The 17,704-nt window shown below is 66.8% G+C and carries 15 protein-coding genes; 6 read left to right on the top strand and 9 right to left on the bottom strand.

The features are described 5' to 3' along the window. The first annotated feature begins 94 nt into the window (after positions 1 to 94). Positions 95 to 1,738 carry an arylsulfatase gene (locus ACO2SS_RS23570; protein WP_423280290.1) on the top strand — a complete coding sequence of 548 codons (1,644 nt, stop codon included), beginning with the start codon at positions 95 to 97 and terminating at the stop codon, positions 1,736 to 1,738. A 114-nt stretch (positions 1,739 to 1,852) separates the two neighbouring features. On the opposite strand, the gene ACO2SS_RS23565 is transcribed toward ACO2SS_RS23570, so the two are convergent. Then, positions 1,853 to 2,362, bottom strand: a complete 510-nt coding sequence (locus ACO2SS_RS23565; RefSeq protein WP_423280289.1) for an Lrp/AsnC family transcriptional regulator — start codon at positions 2,360 to 2,362, stop codon at positions 1,853 to 1,855. Positions 2,363 to 2,512: 150 nt separating this feature from the next. On the opposite strand from ACO2SS_RS23565, the gene ACO2SS_RS23560 reads away from it, so the two are divergent. The 3 genes from ACO2SS_RS23560 (at position 2,513) to ACO2SS_RS23550 (ending at position 4,837) form a co-directional block, all read left to right on the top strand. Further along, positions 2,513 to 3,451 carry a DMT family transporter gene (locus tag ACO2SS_RS23560; RefSeq protein ID WP_423280288.1) on the top strand — a complete coding sequence of 313 codons (939 nt, stop codon included), beginning with the start codon at positions 2,513 to 2,515 and terminating at the stop codon, positions 3,449 to 3,451. A gap of 194 nt (positions 3,452 to 3,645) precedes the next feature. After that, the gene (locus ACO2SS_RS23555; protein ID WP_423280287.1) at positions 3,646 to 4,041 is read left to right on the top strand and encodes an EF-hand domain-containing protein; all 396 of its coding nucleotides are present in this window, start codon (positions 3,646 to 3,648) and stop codon (positions 4,039 to 4,041) included. Between the two features lie 250 nt (positions 4,042 to 4,291). After that, positions 4,292 to 4,837 (top strand): GNAT family N-acetyltransferase, encoded by a 546-nt coding sequence (locus tag ACO2SS_RS23550; protein ID WP_423280286.1) that lies wholly within the window; start codon positions 4,292 to 4,294, stop codon positions 4,835 to 4,837. 160 nt (positions 4,838 to 4,997) lie between these two features. Here ACO2SS_RS23550 and ACO2SS_RS23545 read toward each other — a convergent pair whose 3' ends face one another. The 4 genes from ACO2SS_RS23545 to ACO2SS_RS23530 all read right to left on the bottom strand — a co-directional run bounded on the left by ACO2SS_RS23545 (position 4,998) and on the right by ACO2SS_RS23530 (position 9,318). Then, positions 4,998 to 5,309 carry a c-type cytochrome gene (locus ACO2SS_RS23545; RefSeq protein ID WP_423280285.1) on the bottom strand — a complete coding sequence of 104 codons (312 nt, stop codon included), beginning with the start codon at positions 5,307 to 5,309 and terminating at the stop codon, positions 4,998 to 5,000. 102 nt (positions 5,310 to 5,411) lie between these two features. Further along, complete coding sequence (locus ACO2SS_RS23540; RefSeq protein ID WP_423280284.1) at positions 5,412 to 6,692, bottom strand: PQQ-dependent sugar dehydrogenase; 1,281 nt, start codon at positions 6,690 to 6,692, stop codon at positions 5,412 to 5,414. A gap of 855 nt (positions 6,693 to 7,547) precedes the next feature. After that, positions 7,548 to 8,174, bottom strand: a complete 627-nt coding sequence (locus ACO2SS_RS23535) for a TetR/AcrR family transcriptional regulator (protein WP_423280283.1) — start codon at positions 8,172 to 8,174, stop codon at positions 7,548 to 7,550. Between the two features lie 100 nt (positions 8,175 to 8,274). Further along, positions 8,275 to 9,318 (bottom strand): GSCFA domain-containing protein, encoded by a 1,044-nt coding sequence (locus ACO2SS_RS23530; protein ID WP_423280282.1) that lies wholly within the window; start codon positions 9,316 to 9,318, stop codon positions 8,275 to 8,277. A gap of 34 nt (positions 9,319 to 9,352) precedes the next feature. On the opposite strand from ACO2SS_RS23530, the gene ACO2SS_RS23525 reads away from it, so the two are divergent. After that, complete coding sequence (locus ACO2SS_RS23525) at positions 9,353 to 10,366, top strand: WcbI family polysaccharide biosynthesis putative acetyltransferase (protein WP_423280281.1); 1,014 nt, start codon at positions 9,353 to 9,355, stop codon at positions 10,364 to 10,366. A 3-nt stretch (positions 10,367 to 10,369) separates the two neighbouring features. Here ACO2SS_RS23525 and ACO2SS_RS23520 read toward each other — a convergent pair whose 3' ends face one another. Next, positions 10,370 to 11,632 carry an aminopeptidase gene (locus ACO2SS_RS23520; RefSeq protein ID WP_423280280.1) on the bottom strand — a complete coding sequence of 421 codons (1,263 nt, stop codon included), beginning with the start codon at positions 11,630 to 11,632 and terminating at the stop codon, positions 10,370 to 10,372. A 60-nt stretch (positions 11,633 to 11,692) separates the two neighbouring features. Further along, positions 11,693 to 12,736 carry an MBL fold metallo-hydrolase gene (locus ACO2SS_RS23515; protein ID WP_423280279.1) on the bottom strand — a complete coding sequence of 348 codons (1,044 nt, stop codon included), beginning with the start codon at positions 12,734 to 12,736 and terminating at the stop codon, positions 11,693 to 11,695. Between the two features lie 188 nt (positions 12,737 to 12,924). On the opposite strand from ACO2SS_RS23515, the gene ACO2SS_RS23510 reads away from it, so the two are divergent. Then, the gene (locus ACO2SS_RS23510) at positions 12,925 to 15,411 is read left to right on the top strand and encodes a glycogen/starch/alpha-glucan phosphorylase (protein ID WP_423280278.1); all 2,487 of its coding nucleotides are present in this window, start codon (positions 12,925 to 12,927) and stop codon (positions 15,409 to 15,411) included. A 9-nt stretch (positions 15,412 to 15,420) separates the two neighbouring features. Here the strand turns inward: ACO2SS_RS23510 and ACO2SS_RS23505 are convergent, their stop codons facing one another. Further along, on the bottom strand, positions 15,421 to 16,827 hold the full coding sequence (locus ACO2SS_RS23505) for an adenylate/guanylate cyclase domain-containing protein (protein WP_423280277.1): 1,407 nt from the start codon (positions 16,825 to 16,827) through the stop codon (positions 15,421 to 15,423). Positions 16,828 to 16,882: 55 nt separating this feature from the next. Next, positions 16,883 to 17,704 (bottom strand): alpha/beta fold hydrolase, encoded by an 822-nt coding sequence (locus ACO2SS_RS23500; protein ID WP_423280276.1) that lies wholly within the window; start codon positions 17,702 to 17,704, stop codon positions 16,883 to 16,885.

The raw sequence follows: 17,704 nt of genomic DNA, 5'->3' as shown, positions 1-17,704 counted from the left end.
GTTTCGTCAAGCAGCCGGCCGACGACCTTCACATGGTCGCCGGACGCCCCGCTCGAAGTCGGCTGTCGGCGCGCCCCGCGGCAGGAGGAATGCGATGATGAAGCATCGAGCTGTACTCGCTGGAGCCGCCTCCCTGATCTCGGCGGCAACGGCTTTCCCGGCCGTCGCGCAGGCGCCCCAGTCCAAGCCCAACATCATCATGATCGTGTCCGACGATTTCGGCTACGGCGATTCAGGCGTTTACGGGGGCGGCCCTGGTCGTGGAATGGCCACCCCGACCCTCGACCGTCTGGCGAATGAAGGCATGACGTTCTTTTCGTTCTATGCCCAGCCGAGCTGCACGCCGGGCCGGGCAGCGATGCAGACGGGCCGCATTCCCAACCGCAGCGGGATGACCACGGTGGCCTTTCAGGGCGAGGGTGGCGGCCTGCCGGCAGCGGAGTGGACGCTGGGTTCGGTCATGAAAACGGCTGGCTACAAGACCTTCTTCACAGGCAAGTGGCACCTCGGCGAAGCCGATTACGCGCTACCCAATGCGCACGGCTACGATGAGATGAAGTACGCGTTTCTCTACCACCTCAATGCCTACACCTATGGGGATCCGAAGTGGTTTCCCGACATGCCCGACGAATTACGGGCCATGTTCCAGCGGGTGACGAAGGGTGCGCTTTCCGGCAATGCGGGCGAGCCCGTCCGCGAAGAATTCAAGGTGAACGGGGAATACGTCGACACGCCGCAGCAGGGCGTCGTCGGCATTCCCTTCCTCGATGTTTATGTCGAGCGGGCGGCGCTCGACTATCTCGACCGCAACGCTCAATCCACTCAGCCGTTCTTCATGAGCATCAACTTCATGAAGGTGCATCAACCGAACCTGCCCCATCCCGATTTCGTCCACAAGTCGCCATCCAAGAGCAAATACGCGGACTCGATTGTCGAAGCCGACGCGCGCATCGGACGCGTCTTGGACAAGGTTCGTGCTTTGGGTCTGGACAAGAACACTTATGTATTCTGGACCACGGACAATGGCGCCTGGCAGGACGTGTATCCTGACGCGGGCTACACGCCGTTCCGCGGCACCAAGGGGACCGTCCGCGAGGGCGGCAACCGCGTTCCTGCCATGGCCTGGGGGCCGAGGATCAAGGCCAACACCAAGAACTACGATATCGTCGGGGGCCTCGACTTGATGGCCACCTTTGCATCCCTCGGCGGCGCCAAGCTCCCGGACAAGGACCGGGACGGCCAACCCATGATGTTCGACAGCTACGACATGTCGCCGGTTCTGTTCGACACGGGGAAATCGGCGCGCCAAAGCTGGTACTATTTCACCGAGGACGAACTGAGCCCCGGCGCATTCCGCTGGCATCACTGGAAGTTCGTCTTCAACCTGCGTGGCGACGATGGTGCTTCGACCGGCGGCCTCGCCGTTGACACTAACCTGGGCTGGAAAGGCGCTGCGAAGTATGTGGCGACTGCACCGCAGATCTTCGACCTGTGGCAGGACCCCCAGGAGCGCTATGACGTCTTCATGAACAACTTCACCGAGAGCACCTGGATAGCACCCGTCATGGTGGAAGAGGTGAAGAAGCTTATGCAAACCTACGTCGACTATCCGCCGCGCAAACTCCAAGGCATGGGCTACACTGGCCCTATCACGCTGTCGAACTACCAGAAGTTCCAGTGGGTCCGCGAGGAGCTCAAGAGGGAAGGGATCGGCCTGCCGATGCCGTCCGGTAACTGAAAACACATAGGCCGGCAGCGAAGTCACGCTGCCGGAACTCGGCATAGCTCGCCTCCCTAGGCGCGAGCACCGCCCCCGCCCCGGCAGGCAGGCATTCGGCGGGGCCGCGATCTCTCAACTCCCGTCCATCGGGAGTTCGGTCGTAGCCTTGCTGACCGCCAGGACGATCTCGCTGGTGTAGGAGCGAATGCCGGGAGCGGCCGCCAGAACGCGACGCGCGAAGTCCTGGTAGTGCCCGACATCGCGGCTGCGGACGAGCAGGACGTAATCGTAGTCGCCCGCGACGGTCATGCATTGCACGACGCGCGGGAGCTTCGACATGCGCTCCTCGAACTCCCGCGTGGCGGCTTCGGTCGGCAGTTCGAGCTTGACCCGGACCACCGACATCATGGGGTAGCCGAGCGCTTCGGGAGACAGGATCGCGACGGTGCGCTGGATGACCCCTGCTTCCCGCAAGCGCCGCACCCGCTTGAGGCAGGCCGGGGGCGACAGGCCGATCCTGTCCGCGAGCTCTTGGTTCGGGATCAAGCCATCCTGCTGAACGATCCGCAGAATGCGCCTGTCCAGATCGTCGAGCGGGTGGTCACCCACGACGACCGGCTTTTCCTTTCGAAAGCGGGGCATGGATTCGAGGCGCTGCGATTTCTTGGCCATAGCCGAGAATAGTGCGAGAGCCGAGAAATCGCGCCCAGAAAAGAAATCGCGGCTTTGGCGAGTTGCGCTACTTTCCACGCCCCGTCGCATCGGGGCGCGAGGACAGGTCGAGGGATCGAGATGAGCGTTGAAGCCACCCGCATGGGCGGGCTTCCAGGTGGTCTGTCCGCGCGGAGCGTTGCCGCCATGCTCCTGCTCGCCGTCATGTGGGGCCTGTCGATCCCGGTGACGAAGCTCGGGCTGGAGACGATGCCGCCGCTCACATTGACGGCCCTCCGCTTCGTGGTCGCGGTCCCCCTCCTGTTCCTGCTCGTCGTCGGACGGCAGCGGCTGCCCTGGCGCGCATTCCCCAGCGTCGCGGCGCTCGGGATCCTCGGTATCAGCGTCGGCCAGGTCGCGCAGTCGTTCGGCGTGCAGGGCACGTCCGCGTCGGCCGGCACGATCATCTCGGCCACGATCCCGGTCTTCGTCGTGATCTTCGCTGCGTTCCGCCTGAAGCAGGCCGTGACGGCGCGGCAGCAGGTCGGATTGGTCGCCGCCTTCGCCGGAATCGCGCTCGTCGCGATCGGCAACGGCCCCGAAGGCGCGCAGGCGGCCAGCACCAGCCTGAGCGGGGCGGTCTGGCTGCTGCTCTCGGCCGTCGCGGTCGCTTTCTATTACGTCTGGAGCGTCGAGCTGACCGACGAGTTCGGCACCACGACGGTGGCGGCCTGGAGCACGCTCGTCGGCTTCCTGGCCATGCTGCCCTTCGCGGCCTGGGAGGCGTCCCACACGCCATTCCACGTCACCGCTCAAGCGCTGTGGGCCGGGGCCTATCTGGGTGTCGCGGTGACGGTCGCCGGCCTGTTCCTCTGGCTGCACCTTCTGCGGACCGTGCCGGCCCGCGTGGCGGCGAGCGTCCAGTATCTTCAGCCTGTCGTGGGCATCCTGGCCGCCTCGCTCATGTTCGGCGACCGCCTCGGCCTGTTCTTCGCCCTAGGCGTGCTCCTCATTCTGGGCGGCCTCGGGCTGGCCGTTGCGACCCGGCAAGCGCCCGAGATGGCGGTGCCGCACGAGTGAGAGCGGCACCGTCGCGCCGGCGACGCGCGGGGCCCGCTTGCGGCCCGGAGGAGACATCCCGAAGCAGAACGAATTGAGCGAGGTCAACAACGTCACCTTGTTTCACCTCTAGGATAGCGGAGAGCTGATGGTGTCGTCGTGCCATCACCGCACGGTCTCAGACCTTGGCTCAACTCTTCCTGAGGGAGGCGCTCATGTCCTTGACTCGATTTGCCGGCACGGCGGTCGCTCTTTCCATCATTGCCGCAACCCCCGTTACCGCGATCGCGCAAACCGGTGGGATGCCGAGCACACCCGGTCAAAACCCACCCTCTGCTCAGCAGGGCATGCCTGGAGCCGCCATGATGGGCAGCATGGCCGGTGGTGGGATGTGCGGAATGATGAGCCGTATGGGGCAGTCGGACGGCGCAGGCATGATGGGGGGCGGGCATATGATGAAGGTCATGTTCGCCATCGCGGACACCAACGCTGACGGCGCGCTGTCCTTCGAAGAAGTATCGGCCATCCACAAGCGGATCTTCGAGGCGGTCGATGCGAACAAGGATGGCAAGGTGATACCTGAGGAGCTTCAGGCCTTTCTGCGACCGTAGACCTCACCGTGCATGATCATGCCGGTAGACGGAGGCGCGGGCCAGAACGGTGGTCGCTCGGCCCAGCCGTGACCCTCGGGCGCTCTCCAGGCCGCACCTGCAGCGACTGAAGCGCGCCACGTTCAAGACGTGATCTCCGGCTCAACCTCCGCCGCGTTCCGGGCAGACCTCGGGACGAATGACTTCCGCTGCCGATCCCGAGCGGGTGCGCCGCCTGAATTCCTCCGCCCTGGAGGCATAGAAGCGCCGCATGACGAACAAAGCGGTGACCCTCGAAAACACTCACCCGGACGACATCGCAGCCTTCAAGAAGGAGCTGCAGGACGCCTTCGCATTGGCTGTCGTCGATGAATTCGGAAACCTGCCAGACGGGCCGATTCCGTCCGACGAGGTTTTGGATCGAGCGGTCGAGGCACCCGGGGCCGTGGTTCTGCGCGTTCTGTGCAACGGCCGGAAGGTTGGCGGTGCGGTCGTGACGATCGACGGCAAGACCCATCACAACTCGCTCGATCTATTTTTCCTCAAGGTCGGGGAGCACGGTCGCGGCCTGGGTCTCGAGGCTTGGCTCGCCATCGAGCGGCGATTTCCCGAGACGATCACCTGGCAGACGCATACCCCATACTTCGAGAAGCGAAACATCCACTTCTACGTCAACAAGTGCGGCTTCAAGATCGTCGAGTTCTTCAACAAGCATCACCCGGACACCAGCCACCCGGGAGGCCAGGACGACCTCCCCGGAGATGGAGAGGCGTTCCGGTTCGAGATGGTCATGAAACCGTCCAAGCCGGGGCCCTGACTAAGCTGGAATGATCTCTCGGGACCCGTTGCGGACCTCTCACGCCCGCCCGTCTGGGTCGGCTTCCGGGGCCGAGCCGGAGTCAGGTCTCACAATCTTCGATGGGCCGGTTTAGTCCATTCCAGCCGTCCGAGTTGCCTCGCGATGTGCTCGAGACAGGCTATTGCTGTGACAGAATCCATTTCACCAGCGTTTCGGCTTCGTCCGGCGATACATTCGACTGCGGCGGCATGGGTGTCTGGCCCCAATTACCTGCGCCGCCTTTGATCACCTTTTCGCTCAGTGTTCCGGGGGCAGTCTCGTCCTTGGCGTAGCGCTCGGCGATCTGCTTGTATGCTGGGCCGATCATTTTTCGTTCCACATGATGGCACGCCACGCAATTCTTGCTCCGGGCCAGCTCCGGGCTTGCGAAAGCCGGCGAGCACACAAGCAAGGCAAGCGCGGTCGCGCCGAGATGACGAGCGTCGATCATCAGCAGAAGTCCCGATGTGAGCGGTGGGGGCCCTCGCGAGGGGCCCAGGTCGGCCTGTGACCGCGCCGCCAATCCGGCGGCGCGGCCGAGCTTCAGCCAGCTTCAGTTGGCCTTGAGCTGATAGAGTTCACCCGTGTCGGTCGAGACGTACAGGCTCCCATCCGGGCCCTGCACGGCCGAGCGGAAGCGGCCCGCCGGCATCGGGAGCGCCGCGGTCGTGCGGGTGGCGGACGAACCATCGGGACTGATGTCGAGCACGTCGAGCCGGTTGCCGACCGGCGTTCCGTGGATGCCGATGCCCGTCAGGGTCACGACCATCCGGCCGTTCCAGTCCTTCCATTGAGCGCCGCTCAGGAACGTGCACCCCATCGTTCCTTGCGAAAGGCCCTCATTGTTCCAGGCCGGCTTCATGGCATTGGGATAGGTCTTCGTATCCGTCATCGGCATGAAAGCCGCACGCTCTTTGGGGTCCATGGCACCCATCTGGTTCGGCGAGTAGCCGCAGTACTTGTCCGGGCAGTCGCCGCGCCCCGCCATGTTGGGACGAGGGTCCCATCCCGCGTTCCCGCCCGCCACGAGGGCCGTCACCTCGTCGCTGTGCCAGGGCCCGTTCTCCGACGTGAAGGGCTGATTGTTCCCGGGCCGGAAGCAGATGCCCTGAGGGTTGCGGTGTCCGTAGGTGAAGATGCGGGCATCGAAGCCCTGGGGCGGGTTGTTCCCGGGCGCAGCCTTGCCGTCCCGGTCGATGCGCAGCACCTTGCCGCCGATGCGCGTCGGGCTTTGCGGCACCTCGCCGTTGTGCGTGTCCCCTGTGGTCACATACAGGAACCCGTCCGCCGGACCGAAGCGGAGACGGCCGCCGTTATGCGCGCCAGGATCGCCGAAGGGATGGTCGCTCTTGAGCGGCTTGTAGGCGATGTCGGTGACGATGTCCTGCCGGTTCGAGACGCTGGTGAGATCGGGACTGACCGTCAGGCGCAGGACGCGGTTGGTTCCGGGCGCAGTCATGCTCGAGGCCGAGTAGACGTAGATGAACCGGTTGGAGGCGAAATCGGGATCGATCGCGACCCCGGCCACGCCCGCCTGTCCGCCGCAGAACAGGTCAGAAGCGACCTGGGGATAGCCCTTGGAATCCTTGATCCCAAGCAGCGGGACGATCGTGCCGGACGGCTGCCGCAGCGAAAGGCCACCGCATCTTTCGGTAAAGAACATCGCGCCGTCAGGCAGGAAGGCCATGTCCCAGATGACCTGATCCCGGTCCTTGAGGATTGTCGCGCTGGTCAGGGTAGGCGTTCCGCCTGCCGTTTGGGCCGGCGCCACGCCCGACATGCCGAGAAAAGCCAGTAACGCACAAGGCAACACGTAGCCGATCGCTCGCGTCATCGATGTTTCCTCCCAATTTAAGTGTTTATTGAGAAAGGCCGAAACAGCGCCGCGCCATGGTTCTCCTTGCTTCGATCGGCGCCTTCATCTTTGTAGGGTCCTCAGACAAGCTTACGCAAGCGTTCTTCCGGAAGCGTTCTCCCTGATGTCGGCGGACTGAGAGTAGCGAGGGCGCTGCAGCCGCTCTTGAATTTGTTGAACGAACTCTGGATCTTCGCTGTCTGCGGTGGCCGGTCGATGTAGCCGCGTCCTGCGAACGGATCTCCGCCCGATGCGGTGGCGACGCGCGCCGGACCGGTGCGCGAGGCGATACCCGCTCGGCCCACTAAACGATCGCGCAGCACCTCCCGCCACCGACGACCAGGCGGGGCTTGACAATTCTTGCTTTTATTCCTATACGGCAGTTACTCGTCTCCGGCGAGGGAACGGCGGTCGACACCGGGCACCGTTGTCGGAGAGGAGGGCGGGTCCCGAGGTCGCGGTTCCGGTAACCGGGGCATTCGGGCGGCTGACCGGGCGTGTGCCCATGGGGCCGAAAAGACCGTCGCGGGATGCTGGGAGGGACCTGAGCACCCACCCGACATAGCGCTCTACAAATCGAAGGCCGGTGAACCGGCATCCCGCTCCCTCACAGGATCAGGACCGCTCTTTGAACCACCGCTGGACCAGACCCCGGGCCGGGGACGGACGGCGCGTGCCTGCTGACGAAGGAGCCGCCCGATCCCTCCCCTCCAGGGGAGGGCCGAGTCGCGCCGCAGGCGCGAACCGGGGTGGGGTTGCGGCCAGGCAGGGAGCCCCACCCGGCCCTCCGCTCCGCTCGGGCCACCCTCCCCTGCAGGGAGGGATCAGACCCCGCTACCGCTTCGGCCCGGTCGCCCCGTGGACGATGGCGAGGACGCCGGCGCGGAGGAGGTCGTGCTTGTCCGGCAGGCCCGGGCCGCGCGGCAGCTGGCCGGCGGCGTCGAGCATGGCGATGCCGTGCGACAGCGCCCAGACCTCCAGCGCGACGAAGCGGGGATCGACCGTGCCGAACCCGTCCGGAAAGGTCTTTTTCAGCGCCTCGACCAGGAGGCCGAAGGCGCTGTCCGGCGGGGCCTGGCCGCCCGGCGCACCCTCCTCCGAGGAGCGGGCCGCGAACATGGCCGCGTAATAGCCGGGCTCCTTCTCGGCGAAGTCGAGATAGGCCTCCCCCATGCGGGTGAAGCGCTCCAGCGGCGTGCCGGACCCGGCCAGCGCCCGGGCGAGGCGCTCGGCGAGCTGGGTGAAGCCCCGGAACGCGACCTCGGCGACCAGGTCCTCCCGCCCGCGGAAATGGCGATAGAGCGCGGCCGGCGTGACGCCCACGAGCTTGGCGGCATCGACCAGCGTGAAGCCGAGGAGGCCGCGCTCCGCGATGAAGCGGCGCGCCGCATCGATCAGCGCTTCCTTCAGATTGCCGTGATGGTAGCCCCGCCTGTCCGACGGGTCGCCCCAATGTCGCATAGACCCCGCCCGGACCAACCATCCTGCTCTAGAGCATAAAGGGCTCCGGCGGGAACTCCTTCCGCAAGGCCGAAGGGAGGGACGAGCGGATCGGCGCCCTTCAGCCGTCGAGAAGCTCCTCGTCGCAGATCACGGTCGCGACCTGCTCGCTCTCGAACCGGGCGTCGAATGCGCCGGAGGGCAGGGCCGCCCCATCTTCCAGATGGGACATGAAGAGCCGCATCACGTGCTGCTTGCCGGCCTCCGTCACGGCCCGGAGGTTGTCGCTGTAATAGCGCCCCGCCGTCGCGGGCGAGGTCACGACCTCGTAGGCCGGGAAGTAGAACGTGTCCGGGCGCGCCGCCACGACCTCGTCCGCCACGACCCGCAGGGCCGATTTCGAATAGGCGTTCGAGACGAGCACGTGCCGGTCCGAATAGGTGGCCGCGATGGGCACCGGCGAGACCGTGAGGATGATGCGGGCGCGGGGGTTCACGCCGCGCAGCCGGTCGACGAAGCCGAGCATGTCGGCCGTCATCTCGCCGACGCCGGCATTGGCCCAGACATGGATGGAGGGGTCCCATTCCCCGCCCGCCACGCCCGGCGGCATCTGGAACGCGGCGCCGTCCCGGGCATCCCGCCATCCCTCGGTCAGGCCGAGCGTGAAGATGAAGGTGTCGAGCGTCTCGAACATGGCCCGGACGCAGGCGAGATGGCCGTCCCGCGCCGCGACCACCTCCGCCTCGCTCGCGTAACCGTCCGGCTCCATGCGGGGCCGGAAGGGATCGACGAAGCGCCCGTCCTCCCGCCGCCACGCCGTCGCGAGCGGCTGGAAATGCCCGAAGGCCCGGTCGAAGAGCTGGATGAGCTGGCGCGTCGTGTAGATGTTGCCGTAGCGGGCGGAGAAGTTGGCCTCGAGCTCCGGATCGGCACCGTCGCCTCGCTCGGGCGGCGTCTCGGTGGCGTAGAAGTTGAAGCCGGCCCGGCGGATCACCCGCGCGACCTCCTGGGCGAAGCAGCTGCCGGCCGTCGCGATGCGCTCCGTCCTGGACAGCCGGAAGCTTTCGCGGCGGGTCGGATCGAGCATGAAGGGCGGCACGGAGGCGACCGCCCGGCGCCAGTAGCGCTCGGCCGGCAGGTTCGCGTAAGGGTTCTGGACTGTCATTCGGTCTCGCCCGGGGAGAGTTCCTGCATACACGATGAGCGTGTTCCGCATCGACAAGCGCGCGGTCCTGGACCGGCTGCCGGGCTGGCTCACGCCCTCCGCCCCGCGCCCCGGCCGCGGCGGCTCGCCCCGCATCGCCATCCTGGGCCATTGCCAGGGCGCCGCCATCGCGACCGCCATGCGGCTCCTCTTGCCCGAGGCGGAGATCAGCTTCATCTCCACGCACACGGTCCTGCGCCGCTTCGCCGGGCAGAAGGACCTCGTCTCCGCCCTGTCGGACCGCGACGTCGTGTTCGGCACGCCCTTTCCGCACGGCTTCCGGGCCGGGGGCGATTATGCGGGCCTGCGGGAGGAGACGGGGCTCATCCCCTACCCGGCCATCGTGTTCTCGGCCTTCCACCCCGACGCCATCTATGTCGGGGACGTGTGGAACCCCGCGACCTTCGTGCGGACCCCGCTCGGCGACTACAATTCTGCCCTCGGCCTGTTCGGGTTCCTCAAGGGCCTCTCGGTCGATGAGACGCTCCGGCTGTTCGACGAGGCCGTCTACCGCCAGCTCGGCTACCTGGAGGCCTGGGATGGCGCCGCGGCCTCGCTCCTGCAGATCGGCCGGGATGCCGGCTACGACCTCGCGGCGGATCTGGTCCGCTGGTCCCGCCGGGGCGCCTTCATGCACGTGATCAACCATCCGCGCATGTTCGTGACCAACGACCTCGCCCGCGGCCTGCTGCGCCGCGCCGGGATCCCGTTCGAGGATTGCGACCTCGATTCCTTCGCGGCGGACGAGATCGCCCGGCGCGGGGCCTGGCCCGTCTATCCGCCCGTGGCGGCGCGGCTCGGGATCGAGGGTGGCGGCTACGCCTTCCTGAAGCCGGCCGAGGGATGCCGCCCACCCGCCACGACGGGCCTTCGGGCCTTCATCGCGGAGAGCTTTCGAACCTACCAGGCCCATGACCGGGCGCGGCTTCGCTCCGAGCGCGTGGAGGCATGGCTCGCCAACCCGGCCCTGGCGGACGACCTGGCCCGGAGAGCCCGATCCTCGGCCTGAGGGTCAGTTCGCCCACTCGCCCCGGCGCATGACGGGCTCCGCCGCGCGGTCGGCCGTGATGCCGTCGACGTCGATCTCGGCGGAGCCGATCATCCAGTCGATATGGATGAGCGAGCGGTTGCAGCCGCGCTCGACGAGCGCCTCCTCCGACATGGAGAGGCCGCCCCGGATGCATTTCGAATAGGCCTGCCCGAGCGCGATGTGGCTGGCGGCGTTCTCGTCGAACAGCGTGTTGTAGAAGAGCAGCCCCGATTGCGAGATCGGCGAGGAGTTGGGCACGAGCGCCACTTCCCCGAGCCGGCGCGCACCCTCGTCCGTGTCGAGAACCTTGCCGAGCACCTCCTGGCCGGTGCGGGAGGTGGCGTCGACGATCCGCCCCTCCTCGAAGCGCACGCGGATCTCCTCGATCACGGTGCCCTGGTAGGAGAGCGGCTTGGTCGACGTGACCGTGCCCGAGACCCGCAGCTTGTGCGGCGTCGTGAAGACCTCCTCGGTCGGGATGTTGGCATTGCAGATCACGCCGTTGCCCGCTCTCGTCGCGCCGCCGTGCCATTCGTGCTCGTCCGCGAGGCCGACCTCGAGATCGGTGCCGGGGCCGCGGAAGCGCAGGGCGCGATACGCCTTGGCGTTCAGGTATTCGGTCCGGGCGCGCAGCTGCGAATTGTGCTGCCGCCAGGCCTCGATGGGATCCTCGCGGTCCACGCGGGACGCGTTGAAGATCGCCTCCCACAGCTTCGGGACGGCCACTTCGTCCGGCTCGCCGGGGAAGACCGCCCGCGCCCAGGCCGGCGTCGACGCCGACACGATGGTCCAGTTGACGGCAAAGCCCGCGATCAGCTCCAGCGCCGGCATATACGCCTTCGAGCGAGCCCGGTTGGCGCGCGCCACCTTGTCCGCATCCTGGCCGGCAAGCAGCGAAGGGTCGTCGCCCGCGATGGCGAGCCGTGCCGCGCCGGACCGGAAGGCGGCCGCCATACCCTCGTAGAGCCAGGACGGGGCGTGGTCGAAGGCCTCCTCCGGGGCATGGGTGAAGCGCATCAGGGCGGCGAGTTCGTCGGTGTAGAACGTCGTCACCAGGGACGCACCGGCCCGATAGGCCTGCTCCGTGATCGCCCGGGCGAGCGGCACCGCGTCGAGCGGCGCCGTCATCACGAGCTCCTGCCCCTTCTGCAGGCCGAGCCCGACCTTCACGGCGACCTCCGCGAGGCGCTCGAGGCGCACGTCGTGCCCGATCTCCGAAAACGGCTTCGTGTCGTGGAAGGTCATCGCCTCACGCCTCCTTGAACCGGCAGCATCCGTCCGCCGGGGTTCCGCACCCGCAACCCCTCACGCCGAGAAGCGTCGGATGCCGTCCTTGCTCTCAGCCAGGCGCAGCCGATCGCGGCGCGCCAGATAATTCACATGGGCCAGGGTCTCGCCGAAGGCGAACCCGGTCTGGTGCGCATCGAGCGCCCGGTGGAAGATCTTCGGGATGAGCTCCGCCGCCGAATGTGGCTCCTCCCGGCAGGCCGCGATCAAGGTGGCGCAGCGATCCTCATGGTGCTGCAGCATGGCTTCGATGCGCCTGTGGAGGCCGTAGAACGGCAGATCGTGGCCCGGCAGGACCAGCACGTCATCCGCGATCCGCTTGCGGAGGGCCCGGAGCGAGCGGAGGAAGATCCCGAGGGGATCGCCCTCCGGGTCACGCGCAAGCACGGCGACGTTCGGCGAGATGCGGGGCAGCACCTGGTCGGCCGAAAGAAAGACCTTGTCCTCGACGAGATGCAGCATGATCTGCTCGGGCGCATGGCCACCGCCCGTCAGAACGTGGAAGTCGCGGCCTCCGATCCGAAGCCGCTCGCCCGCGATGATGCGGCGGAAGGTGGCAGGCAGGCCGGAGACCATTTTGAGGTAGCCGTGCCCCCGGGTCATGACGGCCTGGGTCGTCTCCTCGTCCAGGCCGTTCGACTCGTAGAAGTTCCGATAGGGCTCCGCCTCCAGGGCACCCGGGTCGAGGTGGATGATGAGCGCGGTAAGATACTCGGCCTCGCTCGTCTCGAGCGTCAGGCCCGTCCTGTCGGCCAGCCATTTGGCCAGGCCGACATGGTCCGGGTGGCAATGGGTAACGATCAGCCGCGTGATGCGCTGCCCGGCGAGCGGACCGGCCAGGAGCTTCGCCCAGGCGCCCCGGCAGGCGCGGTCGTCGATACCCGTATCGAGGATCGCAACTCCGCCGTCATCGTCGATTAGGTAGACGTTGACGTGATCGAGTCGAAACGGGAGCGGAAGCCTAGCCCACCGAATTCCGGGCGCCACCTCGATGGCTTCGCCCGGTCCTGGCGGCGCCTGGAAGGGATGCTGGAGATCGAGGTCTGGGGGAGGAAGAGGCATGTCCTCCGGGGGTAGCCCGCGACGCGGGATGGCTCAAGCCCGCGGGACAATGCTGCACCCATGAAGGGTTCGGTTTCAGACGGCGTTCAGTTACTGGGGCCGAAAGGACGGACGACTTGCGCTGACCGCCGGATGGCGGCCCACGGGACGGCTCGGCGGTTCAAGACGGCTCAATCGAGTAGATTCCTATGCTGAAGGACGTCAATTTCCGGGACGAGACGCCGGCGGGAGGGTCGCAGCGGACGGGCACGCCGGCGGCGAGCCCGGACCTTCGCGAGGCGATCCTCGCCAAGCTTCGCTTCGCGGTCGGCCGCGAGCTTTCCGCAGCGCGCGATCACGACTGGTACGTGGCGACGGCACTGGCCGTGCGGGACCGGGTCGTCGAGCGCTGGCTCGAGTCGATCGCCCGCACGGGGCCGGAGACGAAGAACGTCTACTACTTCTCGCTCGAGTTCCTGATCGGGCGGCTGTTCTTCGACACGATCTCCAACCTGAACATTGCCGGCGAGGTGAGGCAGGCGCTGGCTGGGCTCGGCGTCGATCTCGACCGCCTGCGGACGATCGAACCCGATGCCGCGCTCGGGAATGGCGGGCTCGGCAGGCTCGCGGCCTGCTTCATGGAATCGCTCGCGACGCTCGACATCCCGGCCTTCGGCTACGGGATCCGGTATGATTACGGGCTTTTCCGCCAGGCGATCGCGGATGGCTGGCAGCAGGAGATCCCCGAGGACTGGCTGTCGTTCGGCAACCCTTGGGAGTTCGAGCGGCCCGACATCCGGTATCACATCCAGTTCGGCGGATCGGTCGAGATGGTCGGGCGGCCCGACGGGACCATCGCCCACATCTGGCATTCGGCCGAGACCGTGAACGCCGTCGCCTTCGACACCCCGATGGTGGGCTGGCGGGGCCGCCGCATCAACACGCTGCGCCTCTGGTCCGCCCGCGCCACGGACCCGCTGGAACTCGAGACGTTCAACCGCGGCGACTATGTCGGGGCGGTCGCCGACCGGATGCGCGTGGAGGCGATCTCGCGCGTGCTCTATCCCAGCGACGCCACCCCGGCCGGCCAGGAGCTGAGGCTTCGGCAGGAATACTTCTTCACCTCCGCGTCGCTGCAGGATCTCCTGCGGCGGCATCGCGAGCGCCATCCGGACTTCTCGAACCTGCACGAGCACGCCGCGATCCAGCTCAACGATACCCATCCGGCCATTGCCGTCCCCGAGCTGATGCGGCTCCTGGTCGACGAGCACGTGGTTCCCTGGGACGAGGCGTGGCGGATTACGACCTCGACGTTGAACTATACCAACCACACGCTGATGCCGGAGGCGCTGGAGACCTGGCCCGTCGAGCTGATGGAGCGCGTCCTCCCGCGCCACATCCAGATCATCTACCTGATCAACTTCCTGCACCTCGAAAGCCTCGCCAAGGACGGCGAGATCTCAGCCGACCTCGTGCGGCGCATCTCCCTGATCGACGAGACGCACGGACGCCGCGTCCGCATGGGGCCGCTCGCCTTCATCGGCTCGCACCGGGTGAACGGGGTCTCGGCCCTTCACACCGAGCTGATGCGCAAGACGGTCTTCAGCGACCTCCACGCGCTCTATCCCGACCGGATCACGAACAAGACGAACGGCGTGACGTTCCGGCGCTGGCTGCAGCAGGCAAATCCCGACCTGACCCGGCTTCTCGTCGAGGCGGTCGGCCCGGAGGTGCTGGACGATCCGGAGAGCCTGACGCGGGTCGAACGGCTCGTCGGGGATCCGGGCTTTCGCGAGCGCTTCATCGCCGTTCGGCGCAAGAACAAGGAACGGCTGGCGCGCGAGATCACGGACCGGCTCGGCATCCGGGTCGACCCGGCCGCCATGTTCGACGTCCAGATCAAGCGCATCCACGAATACAAGCGGCAGCATCTGAACCTGATCGAGACCGCCGCCCTCTACCAGGCGATCAAGGCCGAGCCGAACCGCGACTGGGCGCCCCGTGTGAAGATCTTCGCCGGAAAGGCGGCCTCGAGCTACGTGGTAGCCAAGCTGATCATCAAGCTGGCCTTCGACCTGGCGAAGACGATCAACAACGACCCCGACATGCGCGGGCGTCTCTCCGTCGCGTTCCTGCCGAACTACAACGTGAGCCTCGCCGAGATCATCATCCCGGGCGCGGACCTCTCCGAGCAGATCTCCACGGCGGGGCTCGAAGCCTCCGGCACCGGCAACATGAAGCTGGCGCTGAACGGGGCCATCACGATCGGCACGCTCGACGGCGCGAATGTCGAGATCCGCGAACGGGTCGGGCCGGAGAACATCGCAATCTTCGGCCTCACCGCCGAGGAGGCGCTGGAGCGCAAGGCCGATCCCGAGCATGCCCGGAAGGCGATCGAAGCCTCGCCGCGGCTCGCACACGCGCTCGAAGGCATCGCCTCGGGGGTCTTCTCGCCCGACGATCCGGAACGGTTCGCAGGGCTGGTCGCCGGTTTGCGCGACCACGACCCGTTCCTGGTCACGGACGATTTCGACTCCTACTGGGACGCGCAGCGCGGCCTGGACGGCCTCTGGCGCCGCCCCGAGGAGTGGTGGCGCGAGAGCATCCTCAACGTAGCGCGGGTGGGCTGGTTCTCGTCCGACCGCACGATCCGGGAATACGCCGACGAGATCTGGCACGTGCCGGTCGGCAAGTAGGAGTTCGGGTCAGGGAATCTCGTAGAGGGCGACCTCCGCGGCCACGCCCCTGAGGGCGGCCCGGAGGGGCGTCGGCTCGATCCCGCTCTCGGCCAGGATCTGCCGGGTCTCGCTGTTTTCGACCACGCGGTCGGTGGCGAAGATCGCGCGCGACAATGCGAGGTTCTGCACCCGCGAGGCGATGTTCACGGTCTGCCCGAAGAAGTCCTGGCGGTCGTTCAGGCTCACCGCGAGGCAGGGTCCCTCGTGCATGCCGATCTTGAGGAGCAGATCCTCGCTGCCGCGCTCCCGGTTGAGTGCCGCCATGGCATCGCGCATGCGCAGCGCCGCCGCGACCGCGCGGTCGGGCGTCGGGAAGGTCGCCATCACGGCGTCGCCGATCGTCTTCACGACGGCCCCGGCCTCCTCCCCGACGATGTCGTGCAGCACCGCGAAATGGCTTCGGACGATGTCGTAAGCGGCAAGGTCCCCGACGCGTTCGTACAGCTCGGTCGAGCCCTTCAGGTCCGTGAACAGGAAGGTCAGGCTGGTAATCTTCAGCCGCTGGTCCACGTCCAGCGTGTCCGTCCGGTGGATGTCCCGGAACGTCTGGTTCGCCAGGAGGCGCTTCGCCGTCAGGAAGGGGCGGCGCCGGCCGAGCAGATCGTGCAGCCCCTTGCCGGCTACCCAGACGCCGGGGAGGGCGCGGGAGGGCGAGCGGTTCTCGATGGAAAGTCGCAATGGGCCGGGCCGCAACGTGATCGGCTCCGTGTGGCCTGCGACGTCGTCGATCACGAAGGTTACCTGCTGACGCTCGCGCGTCGGCTCACCCTTCACGTCAAGAAACTGCGTCGAATGCGTCACCGGATCGAAGACAATCACGAATTCGGACGGCAATTGCAGGGACAGCAGCGCCCGATCGCCGGGTGGCAGCTCGACATGTTCAAGGACGATGTCGTCGATCAGGTCCGTGAAGTCGGCCGGCAGGTCGACCCCCGAGCTCCAGAAGAGCTGGCGGCAATATTCCCCCATCGAGAGACTTTCGGGATCGTGCGCCGCGATCCTCCGCAGGCGCGGGCTGACCGTGAAGGTCACCTCGACCATCTCGTCCAGCGTCGGCTCGTAGCCGGCGGCGCACAGCTCGCAATGGTAGGCTTCGCTCCTCACCATCTTGAGCGTGGCGCTAGCCTGCATGACGCCGCCGCACCCTGGACAGAGCACGTTCCAGGAGAGGTCGAACAAGCCGAGGCGCGCCGCATGGAGCAGCGCACTGATCGCCTCGTCCTCGCCAAGGCCCTTGTGCCGGGCCAGATGAAGAGGGTTGATCCGACTCAGCTCGTGGTCCGCGCCGGAGCGCACGAGCTCCTCGATGACGGCGGCGGCCTGTTGAGCCGTCGCTTGTCTCAGGGCCAGGAACCCTGCATCAGCCTCGCTCATGCCGGAAGGCTACTCCGATCAACCCGGCAGCACCAGAGACTGCCGGCGAACCGGTTCAGCCCCGGAGGAAGGCCAGCAGATCCGCGTTGAGCCGGTCCTGATGCGTCTGGGCGAGGCCGTGCGGCGCACCCTCGTAGATCTTCAGCGTGGCGCCTTTCACGATCTCGGAGGACATCAAGGCCGAGGCGCCGATCGGAACGATCTGGTCGTCGTCGCCGTGGACGATGAGGGTCGGCACGTCGATGCGCTTCAAATCCTGGGTGTAGTCGACTTCCGAGAACTCGCGGACGCAGTCGTACTGGCCCTTGTGGCCGCCCATCATGCCCTGCAGCCAGAACGAGTCGCGAATGCCTTCCGAAAGCTTCGCGCCATCCCGGTTGTAGCCGTAGAAGGGCATCGCAAGGTCCTTGTAGAACTGGGCTCGATTGTCGGCGAGACCCTTGCGGATTCCATCGAAGACCTCGATCGGCAGGCCGCCCGGATTGTTTTCGGTCTTCAGCATGAGGGGCGGCACCGCCCCGATCAGTACGACCTTGGCAACACGGCTCGTGCCATGCCGGCCGATATAGTGCGCGACCTCGCCTCCCCCCGTGGAATGTCCGACCAGGACGGCGCCGGTGATGTCGAGCTTGTCGAGCAGCTCGTCGAGATCGTCCGCGTATTGGTCCATGGTGTTGCCGTCCCAGGTCTGGGACGAGCGGCCATGCGAGCGGCGGTCATGCGCGATGACGCGGAAGCCGTTCTGGCCGAGAAACAGCATCTGCGCGTCCCAGGCATCGGCCGAAAGCGGCCAGCCGTGGCAGAAGACGACCGCCTGCCCCGAGCCCTGGTCCTTGTAGAAGATGCTTGTGCCGTCGCGGGTGGTGATCGTGCTCAC

Origin of the sequence: Enterovirga sp. CN4-39 (assembly GCF_049446235.1) — a bacterium.
GTDB lineage: Bacteria > Pseudomonadota > Alphaproteobacteria > Rhizobiales > Beijerinckiaceae > Enterovirga.
The sequence above is the reverse complement of the archived record's forward strand: the minus strand, read 5'-3'. Positions and strand labels throughout refer to the sequence as shown.